This window comes from Sphingobium soli (assembly GCF_020782245.1).
GTDB classification, from domain to species: domain Bacteria; phylum Pseudomonadota; class Alphaproteobacteria; order Sphingomonadales; family Sphingomonadaceae; genus Sphingobium; species Sphingobium soli.
Genome location: NZ_JAJGNP010000020.1, coordinates 50,616 through 57,226 on the forward strand (window position 1 = coordinate 50,616; position 6,611 = coordinate 57,226).

General features: G+C 65.3%; 7 protein-coding genes. All 7 read right to left on the reverse strand.

The window, feature by feature from the left end:
* Nucleotides 1-11: 11 nt before the first annotated feature.
* On the reverse strand, nucleotides 12-518 hold the full coding sequence (locus LL253_RS17480; protein WP_228227967.1) for a hypothetical protein: 507 nt from the start codon (nucleotides 516-518) through the stop codon (nucleotides 12-14).
* On the reverse strand, nucleotides 518-2,818 hold the full coding sequence (locus LL253_RS19960; protein ID WP_228227968.1) for a phage tail protein: 2,301 nt from the start codon (nucleotides 2,816-2,818) through the stop codon (nucleotides 518-520). The genes LL253_RS17480 and LL253_RS19960 overlap by 1 nt, the downstream gene beginning before the upstream one ends.
* A complete protein-coding gene (locus LL253_RS17490) occupies nucleotides 2,811-3,227 on the reverse strand; it encodes a DUF6950 family protein (protein ID WP_228227969.1) in 417 nt (138 codons plus the stop codon). The genes LL253_RS19960 and LL253_RS17490 overlap by 8 nt, the downstream gene beginning before the upstream one ends.
* The gene (locus LL253_RS17495; RefSeq protein WP_228227970.1) at nucleotides 3,217-3,843 is read right to left on the reverse strand and encodes a hypothetical protein; all 627 of its coding nucleotides are present in this window, start codon (nucleotides 3,841-3,843) and stop codon (nucleotides 3,217-3,219) included. The genes LL253_RS17490 and LL253_RS17495 overlap by 11 nt, the downstream gene beginning before the upstream one ends.
* 61 nt (nucleotides 3,844-3,904) lie before the next feature.
* The gene (locus LL253_RS17500; RefSeq protein WP_228227971.1) at nucleotides 3,905-4,423 is read right to left on the reverse strand and encodes a hypothetical protein; all 519 of its coding nucleotides are present in this window, start codon (nucleotides 4,421-4,423) and stop codon (nucleotides 3,905-3,907) included.
* Nucleotides 4,423-5,019, reverse strand: coding sequence for a hypothetical protein (locus LL253_RS17505; RefSeq protein WP_228227972.1), 597 nt, complete (start codon nucleotides 5,017-5,019; stop codon nucleotides 4,423-4,425). Before LL253_RS17505 ends, LL253_RS17500 begins: the two co-directional genes overlap by 1 nt.
* Nucleotides 5,016-6,611: hypothetical protein (locus tag LL253_RS17510; protein WP_407696125.1), on the reverse strand; the 1,596-nt coding region annotated here is incomplete at its 5' end. The genes LL253_RS17505 and LL253_RS17510, both read right to left, overlap by 4 nt.

Below are 6,611 nucleotides of genomic sequence, written 5' to 3' on the forward strand. Positions count from 1 at the left end.
TTTTTAGGGTGTCAGGCAGGCCAGGTGGCGGTGTCGAAGGCGGTCTGTTTTGCCGCGGCAGTGGTCGCCGCACGGATGCGACGCTTGGCGAGCACGGCGGCCGCCTCGACGGCGGCTATGCGGGTGCAGGATGCGGTCATGCCCGCTTCGATCCGGCCGATCACCGTGGCAAGGGGGTCGCCGGTCGCGGCTACCTCCGCCATGGCGAAGGGGAAGCGGTTCGTGCGCTGCGCTGTCGTCAGGGCAGCGATCACGCTGCCGAGCGTATTGCGATAATCGCGTACCTCGGCCGCCTTCTGCGCATAGGCGTAGGATTGTCCCACGCCCTGCGTCATCACCGCCGACCGCATCTGTTCCCGCTTGCGATCGATGCGGGCGATCAGGCTCGCTTCGGCCGCCGCCAGGTCGATCGCCTCATAATAGCCGGCGGGAAGCACCTCGATATCGGCGGCGGCATAGCCCTCCGGAAATACCAGTGATCCGTCGGCTTTCAGGCGGTGCGTCGGGCGATTGCTCATCAGTTCCAACCGATCGTCATGGCGGCATCAGCATCGACCGTCAGCGTGCCTGCGCCCAAATATCGACGCGTCAGCAGCTGGAACTCCCACGTCGTTGCGCTGGCCGGACCGGCAATGGACTGGTCGATCGACAGGACGGATGGCTCGCCGACCGTGGCGCCATAATCGTCCTGCACCTCGGCCGCCAGATCGGTCCAGCTGCCGCTGCCCGGCGTCGTGCGATACTGGATCTTGCCCGCCAGCTTCGCGCTGCCGACCGACGCCGAATAGGGCAGGTTTACCTGCGCGGTGATCAGCCCGTCCGGCCCGACGGCCAGGCCGAGCGGCCCGCCATTGACCGGGCCATAGGTGGCACTGTTGTTGATCGACAGCGTCGTATCCGTCGCGCTGTTCACCGATCCGCCATCCCGCACCTTGGTCAGGCTGACATTGGCGACGCCGATCGCGGTGCCGTCATAGCGGATCGTCACCTGCGCGGTGGCGCGATCGGCGGCGATCGAACTGATCGTCAGCACGCGATTGTTCGCGCCGCCCAGTGCCGCCACGCAGTTGCTGGTGGTCAGGCTATAGGTGGTCAGCGGATCTTCGCTGATATCCTCCGACCCCTGATACACATAATAGGTCGCCGACAATGGAAACTGCCCCGATTTCGGCACACCGGCATAGGTGCAGCTGATCGCCCGCACCCAGCTGGACGGCGCGATCGAAAAGCCGTCTGCGCCGCGATCGACGCCGTCGGACACCTCGTCACGCTCTTCCCCTGTCGTCAGCGCCGGGGTCGGCGGCGCGGTGCCGGTGCGGCCGAGCGCGAAATCATGCTTGCCCGCGCTTTCGGACATCATCGTGAAGGTGACGACCATGGAGGCCGGGTCCAGCTCGCGCTTGATGATCACCGCGTCCACGCCGCCCAGTCCATGCTCGGGCAGGTCCAGTGTCAGCATGTCGCCGGGACCGAAATGGCGCATATGCGGCTTGCAGGGCACTCTGATCGGGGCCAGCTCGCGGGCGTTGAGCAGGCGGTAGGCGGCCAGCTGCGCGACCTGATCCTTGTCCTGGACCAAGTCCCATTGCACTTCCTCGACCTTCTGCTCGCCATCTTCGGTGACATAGCTGGCGATCGACACCAGGTCGGACTGGACATATTCCCATTTATTGGCTTCCGACCGATATTTGGGGCGGATACCGTTCATCCGCGCGCCCCATGGCTGCATCGCGGTCACGTCGACGTCCGGGTCGGCCAGATCATCTTCGGTCAGTGTGTAAATCGATACGCGCGGCGCGTTGAAACGCACGCCCAGCCGGCCGCCGCGCCACATCGGCTCGGCCGCTCCAGCCTCCAGGATGCGCTTCAGATTGGCCCAGCGATCGCCGGGCTCATAGATGACGCCACCCACCTTCCAGCCATTGGCCTGGCAGATATTGGACAGTGCCACGAAATCCTCGACGATGATGGCATCCAGCGGCAAACCGACGCCAAACATCATCATGTCGTAGCGAATCCGCCCCAACACATAGGATATCGCCTGTACGCCCGGATCTTCGCTATAGGTCCAGGTCGCTTGATCATTGATACGCTGCGGCCCTGATCCGCCGGGAAATGTGCTATCCTGCCGCGCATCATAGCCCATGACCCCGCGCCACACCGCGCCTGATGCCGGGAAACCGGAAGCGAAACGCTTGCCATCCCGATCGAACTTCGCGTTCCACAGGATCGCCGCCTTCGACGACAGCTTGTGCGCGCTGGTCCAGTTCGGCATCCCGCTCCAGTGCGGGGTCAGCGCGGTTTCGCTCCACAAACCGGTGCGCACGCTGCGATAGAGAAAGCCCGAATAATAGCCCGTGGCCGCATCGCCGGAGAAAGGCACGGGGGCATAGTCGAGATACATGCCCTCCAAGCCGTCGCACGGCCCCGCCACGCTATATTCGATCACCATGCCCCGATAGGGGTTCGGCACCTTCTTCAGCTTCGCGCCATAGCCGACATCGTGGCGCAGCACGCCGCCGGAATAGGTGCGGCCCAGGATGCAGGGCGCGATCGGCTCGGCGGCGATGATGACCTGGTTGATCGTGCCGCGCGCCGGCGGTTTTTTCGCCGTCATTTGCGCGCCGATCGACGCGACGGTTGATGCCACGGAGGCGATGGTCGCGACCGTCGATAGTGTCGCCGCCGAAACACCAGCGACACCCGCAGTTCCGGCAAGGCCAGCTGGAGCGAGCAGCGCCGCGCCAGCACCGGCCGTCGCCACGGTCAGCGCGACCGCACCGGCGATGACGGCCACCGTCCTCAAGGCTTTAGACACGCCACGCCCCCAATATCTCGCCGACGACATGCAGCGGCTTGATCCCGCTCGGATCATCCGGGTGCCATCCCAGCAGCTTGCCGCCGGCCGACACGCAGATGCAGTCGAACAGGTCATCGCCCGGGATCAGCACCAGGTCGCCGACCAGGATTTCCGCCGCACCGATCCGGGGCAACAGGCTGTCGAGCAGGCCGGCCAGGTCCGCATGACCCGTGCCCGCCAGCGCCGTACGCGCGCCCACGGGCGATCGAAAGTCCGGTATCGCCGGCGGCTTGTGGCCCATGTTGCGCAGATGGGTCCGCGCCAGATGGATGCAGGTCGCCCGCTTCCTCCAGTCGAACGGCTTGGCCCGATATTTGTCGAGCGTCTTGCGGGTCGCCGCCGCGCGGCGCGGCAGGTCAGACTTCACGGAACGGCGGATTGTTGATGATGTTGGACCAGCCCGATGCGGGGTAGATGGACGCCGCCCGCCCGCCATTGCTGCCCGGCTGCGCCTCCACGCCCCAGGCGACCGCGCTGGTGAGGCCGGTGGCATTGTCCTCGCCCAGTTCGCCGGGATAGACCGACTTGTGGAACGCGCTCGACAGCGTGTTGCCGTCATTGGAATTGAAGAACCGCTCGCCGCGCGGAACGAAGGTCATCGGCAATTCCCGCTTGGCGCGTCCGGTGACCAGCCGCACCTGATCCAGCATCCCGTCAAACTGCTGATCCGGCGTGCCGATGATCTGTCCGGTCAGGTCGTTGATTTCCGCGATCCACAGCCGCAGGCGCGACCCCTGCATCCCCGGCGCAGCCAGATCTACGGCAGCGGCCGTGCTGGCAGGCAGGAAGGTGATGGAAAAGGCCGGCACCTCGTCGCCCACGCCTTCCTCGAAACTGTCGATCGACCCGATGATGCCGAACTGCGTATCGTTGACCCGGTAGATTTCGCTGCCCCATGGCACGAAGCCGCCATCGCACAGCCGAATGACGCGCCCGTCGCGCAATTCCAGCTTCAGCAGGCCGGCAAGGCGGATGCGGTCCAAGGGCAAACTCCCACAGCAAACATGCGGCAGCGCCGCACGATGGGTTTCATATGGTCGAAATTCAGGCGGAGATGACGCTGCTAAGTGCGAAGCCCGCGCCGGCGACGAAACCGATCAGCGCCAATAAGGCGAAGGCCACGCCGCCCATACGATAACGATCGCCCCACCGAAGATGGGGCATATGGTCGCGGTTAGGCTGCACACCGTTCAGCCGTTCCTGCGCATCCCATGCGCCGCCTTGCGCTGCAATATAGAATTGATCCTGCGACAGATGCGCGAACAGATAGGCAAGGATGTTGCACGTCAGTCCAGCCGCGAAACAGGCGAAAGACCACCACAGCATGGCGATGCTGAACCGGATCGACCCGGCCGCGCCCACGAAAGTGAACAGCGCGACCAGGGCGCCGCCGTTGATCAGCGTCAGGGCCTGCAAGCCGCTTTGCGCGAAGCTGACCGAAAAGCGGAGGCGCTCGGCAGCTTCCTCACTTTCCAGTCGATAGTCTCGCTCAAGATAGGCCCGCGTGGCGTCATCCATGCCCGTAGCTTGAGGCGCAGGCGTCGATAATGCAATGTCAGTCATCACCCCATCTCCTCGATCGTGAAGCCGATGCCGATCACGCGATTGCCCCGCTGCAATTGCCAGCTTTGCTCATTCCCGCTGATCTCGCCCTCGATCATTGGCGTCGCCAGCTTCACGGTCGCCCCATTAGCAAAGGGCACGCGCAAATGTTCGGCCAACGTGATCGTCACCTTGCCATCGCCCGCCACCGCGCCTCCGACATGAACATTGTGCAGATAATGCTGCCCGGCCGCGTCCACGATCGACAGCCAATAACCCTTGGCCGCGACATAGCCTGGCGTCAGGCCGCGCAGATTGATGACCCGTCCCGCCTGGTTGGCACCGTCCATGACCGGCGTGCCCGGCGCGCCCTGGTCCACGCCCATCAGCGGATAGGGCAGGCGCAGGCCCTCCTGCTTAGCGCGGACCAGATCACTGATCAGGGCGGCGCGACCATTGGCCGTCCCGATGCCGATCGTGATGGCCGCGCGATAATGCGATCCCAGCCGATCGACGCGCAAGCCGGCGGCATTGGTCGCGCCGCGAATCGTGCCGCCATTGTCGACAAAGGTCGGGGTGACGCTCGCCACCGCTCCCACGCTCGACCAGACGATCATGCCAGCCGCCGCGAATTGCGACGGTAGACGGCGCGCTGCGCGCCGCTGCTGGCGCCGGCCGCGATGACGGGTGCCGCCTGCGCGATCTGCGCGCCGCTGATCTGCGTAACCTCCACGTCGAACATATCGCCCTTGATCACGCGCACCGTAACCTCCGCCGCGCCGCCCCCCGCCATCGCGCGCCGCGTGTCGCTGGCGGTCACCACCTTCGCACCGCGCGGCATGTTCACGATCTCCGGGCCATTCTCGCCCACCAGCATCGCGCCGGCGGGCGTATACGCATGGCCAATGGCACTGCCGGGCACGCTCTTCTTGCCCAGCAATCCGAACAGGCTGCCGATGGTGGGCAGCGATCCGCCGGTCAGCTGGTTCTGGATCGGGTTGACGATCGCCAGCTTCCAGAGCGCCGACGTTACCTCGTTGATCGCGCTCATCCCGACATTCTTCCAGCTGGTCCAGGTCGCCGGATTGAGCAGCGTGTTGGCCAGGTTCGCGCCGATGTCCTGCATAGCCGTCATCTTGTCGATGCTCTGGTCCAGCGCCTGGTTGAAGCCAATCTGGCTCGCCTTGCGCGCCACCAGCTGCTGGCCTTCCGCGCTGGCAAGGTCAATGCCCTGCTGCTGCAGGTCGATCTCATAGCGCTTGAGCTCGACCGCCGCCTCGATCTCCCGCCGCGACTTGCCGCGCATCTCCCATTCGACATTGAGCAGGGCTGTACCCGCGCTGATATCGTCGTTCATCGACCGGATCAGGCGCTGGCGATCGGCGAGTTTCTCTCCATCGGCATTGAGGGCGGATCGTGCGCCGCCTCCGATATCCTGTTGGTTGAGCCATCCATTATTCTCGGTCCTGACCCGCTGCGCGCGCTGCGCTTCTTCGCGGGCAAGCCTCTCGGCTTCGCGCTCGCGCTCCCTGTCTGCCTTCCGCGCCGCGCTCGCCGCCGACCGGCCCGCCGCAGCGGCAGCGCGATCCTGCTGGCCTAGTGCGTCTAGTTTGATCCGGTTGTCCCATGCCATCTGTGCGCCAGCAACGGTCGCCTCTGCCGACCCGAGTTCGCTCGCAAGTCCCGCGCGCTGCCTTTCCAACTGGCGGCGGCGTTGCTGCGCCGCCCGCGTGCCCGTGCTGTTCGCAATTTCCTGATCGAGTGTCTGCAACTGGCCGCGGAGTTGCTCCACCCGAACCTTGCCCATGCCCAGGTCATTGGCCTGCACGCGGCCCTGTGCGTTCGCCAGGCGATTGAGCGCCGCCGTCAGCGTGTCGACCTTCTTTGAAGCGGACTCAGCATCGTTGCCGGCGGCGAAGAATTTCTCTCCCAGCAGGACAGCCAAGGGGATGGCGACGCCGATCGCGACACCCACCGGACCACCCAATATGCTCGCAAACCGCGCGAATTTGCTGGCCCCGCCCTCTGCCCCGCCTGACATCATTTGCAGCGCGCCTAAGGCCTGGGGTGCCTGTATGGCGAACGCCCGCACGGCATCGGTTCCGCCGATGACCTGCACGGTAAAATCCTGTGCCTGGAACCCCAGCTGTTGCATGCCGGCGCGCATCGCGCCGCTGGTGGCGGTCGCCCGCACCTGGACAGTCTGGAC

Coding starts and splice junctions, on each gene's coding strand:
- LL253_RS17500 (WP_228227971.1), bottom strand. CDS start 4,423: ATGACTGACATTGCATTATCGACGCCTGCGCCTCAAGCTACGGGCATG.
- LL253_RS17480 (WP_228227967.1), bottom strand. CDS start 518: ATGAGCAATCGCCCGACGCACCGCCTGAAAGCCGACGGATCACTGGTA.
- LL253_RS17505 (WP_228227972.1), bottom strand. CDS start 5,019: ATGATCGTCTGGTCGAGCGTGGGAGCGGTGGCGAGCGTCACCCCGACC.